The organism is bacterium (assembly GCA_030690305.1).
Classification (GTDB): domain Bacteria; phylum Patescibacteriota; class Minisyncoccia; order Phycocordibacterales; family JAGLPS01; genus JBBUCK01.
Map to the genome: position 1 here is coordinate 1 of JAUYHB010000011.1, position 2,868 is coordinate 2,868.

Here is a 2,868-nt window from a genome sequence, read left to right on the forward strand (position 1 = left end):
GCTCCGGCCGGAGAGCCGAAACTCCATTACCAATTTACGCATCCGCAAAGCATTATCCTTTTTTGTCATAACTCAAATAGTTTATGCCAAAGGTAAAAAGCCACATCACGTCATAAAAGACGCAGTTGCTCGGAGGGATACACTACACTAGTTATTGATCTTCATATTCTGTAGTGAATTCAATATCTTTTCCTTCCGCTCTTGCCTGGAGCACCATTTGTTGTATGTTTTCGGGAAGGTTGCCCAGGGGCAGTATTAGTCCGTCAACCATTACCATATTATTAAAAGGGCTGTTCTCCTGCATGGCGTTTGTAGAAAATTCAGGGCTATAATACCATAGGTCGAACATATCCTTTATGGCCCTGGCCTTATTCGAGACCGTAGTCCCCTTGGTCCCGAAGTATTCGTTGACCTGTTTGGAACTCATATAAGGTTGGAACGAGCTGTCGAACAAAAAATTTATCGAACCTATGGCATGGACCACGGCTGCCGCCCATATCTCCAATTTTCCCCTTGCGAAGGGGACATCCCTTTTTCTCCCCATCTTTTTGATGAGCTTTTCGCAAAGCCCGAAGTATTCATCGTTAAGTTTCTGCGCGCAGAAGGCCCCTGTTATTTCCAATAGTTGTTTTTCCTTTTCTTTTATCAGCTCTTTGGTCATATGCTGTTCTGTTTTTGATATCCGGGCAGGAGATCTTCGAGTTTTTGTATGCTATGATCAGGTATCCGCTCTAGTGTGCTGGCCAGCCATTCCCTTGGATTGATATTCTGCATCTTGCAGCTACCGAAGAATGAATATAGCATGGCGGCATTTTGGGCTGCATCGTGCGATCCGCAGAAAAGATAGTTTTTTCTGCCAATGGCCATGGGCCGGATGGCATTTTCGATCAGGTTGTTGTCCAGTTCTATACGTCCATCTTCAAAGATCGCTTCCAGTTTTGGGTATTGATTGATGTAATAGGTCATCGCCTTGCCTATGGGGCTTTGTGGCAGCACCTTGAACTGTTGTCCTTCGATCCACGTTTTTATCTGTGCCAATAACGGCCTGATCCTTATGTCGCGCTGTGTTTTCCTCGCTTTAAGATCATCTTGGGCCTCTTCCTTGATCTTGCGTTCTTCCAAATAGATCTCCCTAAAGATGGCCAATGCTTTTTCCGCATGTTTTTTGTCACTGTCCAGCGCATCATGGAACTTGCGCCTGGCATGTACCATGCATCCGGCAAGGGTGATCTTGGGATCGGTCCCTATTTTGTCGTACACGGTATAGCCATCGCATTGCAGATAGCCATGATAATCGGCAAGCAATTCTTTGGGTCCGTTCTGTCCACGGCCTTTGCGGTAATTAAAAAGTACGAGCTTTTGAACGGGATCGTGATAGACCCATTGATATCCCTGGTGCGTACTGCCCTTTTTGTCGGAATCCAATACCTTGATCGGACTCTCATCGGCCTGGATATAATCAGAGGCCAGTATTTTCTGTTTTAGTGTATTGTAAAGCGGTTCCAGCAACTGGCAACAACTGGCCATCCAGTCGCCCATAGTGCTCTGGGCAGGTTCCCACCCAAAATCCCGTTTGAACATCTGGATCTGGCGGAAGAACGGGAGATGATCGATATATTTGCCCACCAGGATGTGCGCCAGCAAACAGGCTTCGGCTATCGATTTGTCGATGGGGCGGGTCGGGAGCGGTGCGATCAGCACGCCCTGTCCGTCCGCCTTGGCGTACTTGGGCCGGATCGTCCTTCTTTTGATAAGGCTTGCGGGAGTGTATTCCAGGGTCTCTGTCACTTCTTCCCCGATCTTCTTAAGTCCCGCGGTATCCTCTTCGGGCTCGATGATTATTTCTCTGACCGGTAGATGTTCCGGTAGCGCATTGCGCCCATTGTGCTTTTTCTTGTCCCTGGTATAGGTAATGGTCTCCTGCAGGGCTTCTTCTACGGTTTCCGACGGATCCCCTGAAAAGAGCGATAACTGATCGACCATGGTTTGGGAAACGAAACTCTCGGACCTGAACCCGCCAATGAGCTTGTAGAGCTGTGCCAGTTGATGTTCCAGGGAAACTATTCTGGCCGCGGAGGCCTTCTCCTTTTTTTGAAGATCTCGGTTCTCGACAAGTAGCTCCTGATAGGTCATTGCAGGGCTAAGATAAAAATTGCCCTGCTAAAAAGCAACCCGATATCACGTTTTTTCGTAACGTTTTCTTCGGGTGATATTGGTAATGGCGATACCGTCGATCAGCAGGACCAATTGAGTATAGCTCAGACGCAGGCTCCCTACTTCCGCATCATATTCCGGTAACTCAAAAGTACCGGATTCCAGTCTTTTGTAGTACAGCATAAATCCTCCCGATTGCCAGTGCAACAGTTTTGCCTTGTTGCGGACCTTATTGATAAAAATATATACCGTTCCGTTATCGGGGCTTTGGTCCAGATCGTTGATCACAAGCCCCCGCAGACTATCGAAACTCTTGCGCATATCGGTGGGGCGGCCATAGAGATGGAACCGGTGGGAAGTGCCGAGTGCGAACATCTATACGGGGATTTCGATCTCGACCCCGTTCTTGCAACGGATCAAAATAGTCCGGCCGTCCCCGATCGGGACGACTTCGATCGGAACAAAATTCGATGGGGCCTTATCGGCCGGGACATCTGTAGGTCTCGATAATTTTGAGATCCAATAATGGAATTTGCCCTCCTTGATCCCATGGGCGGAAGCAAACTCTTTTTGGCTCCGGCCGGAGAGCCGAAACTCCATTACCAATTTACGCATCCGCAAAGCATTATCCTTTTTTGTCATAACTCAAATAGTTTATGCCAAAGGTAAAAAGCCACATCACGTCATAAAAGACGCAGTTGCTCGGAGGGATAC

3 protein-coding genes are annotated in these 2,868 nt (G+C 48.0%); all 3 read right to left on the reverse strand.

The window, feature by feature from the left end; all coding sequences use genetic code 11:
- Positions 1-151: 151 nt before the first annotated feature.
- From Q8O71_01145 to tnpB, 3 genes are read right to left on the reverse strand one after another with little or no spacing between them, the layout of a single operon-like run.
- Positions 152-661: a DUF6398 domain-containing protein gene (locus Q8O71_01145; protein ID MDP2704986.1), complete on the reverse strand. Its 510-nt coding sequence runs from the start codon at positions 659-661 to the stop codon at positions 152-154.
- Positions 658-2,133 carry an IS66 family transposase gene (locus Q8O71_01150; protein ID MDP2704987.1) on the reverse strand — a complete coding sequence of 492 codons (1,476 nt, stop codon included), beginning with the start codon at positions 2,131-2,133 and terminating at the stop codon, positions 658-660. Before Q8O71_01150 ends, Q8O71_01145 begins: the two co-directional genes overlap by 4 nt.
- Before the next feature lie 45 nt (positions 2,134-2,178).
- Positions 2,179-2,529, reverse strand: coding sequence for an IS66 family insertion sequence element accessory protein TnpB (gene tnpB, locus Q8O71_01155; GenBank protein MDP2704988.1), 351 nt, complete (start codon positions 2,527-2,529; stop codon positions 2,179-2,181).
- Positions 2,530-2,868 lie beyond the last annotated feature (339 nt).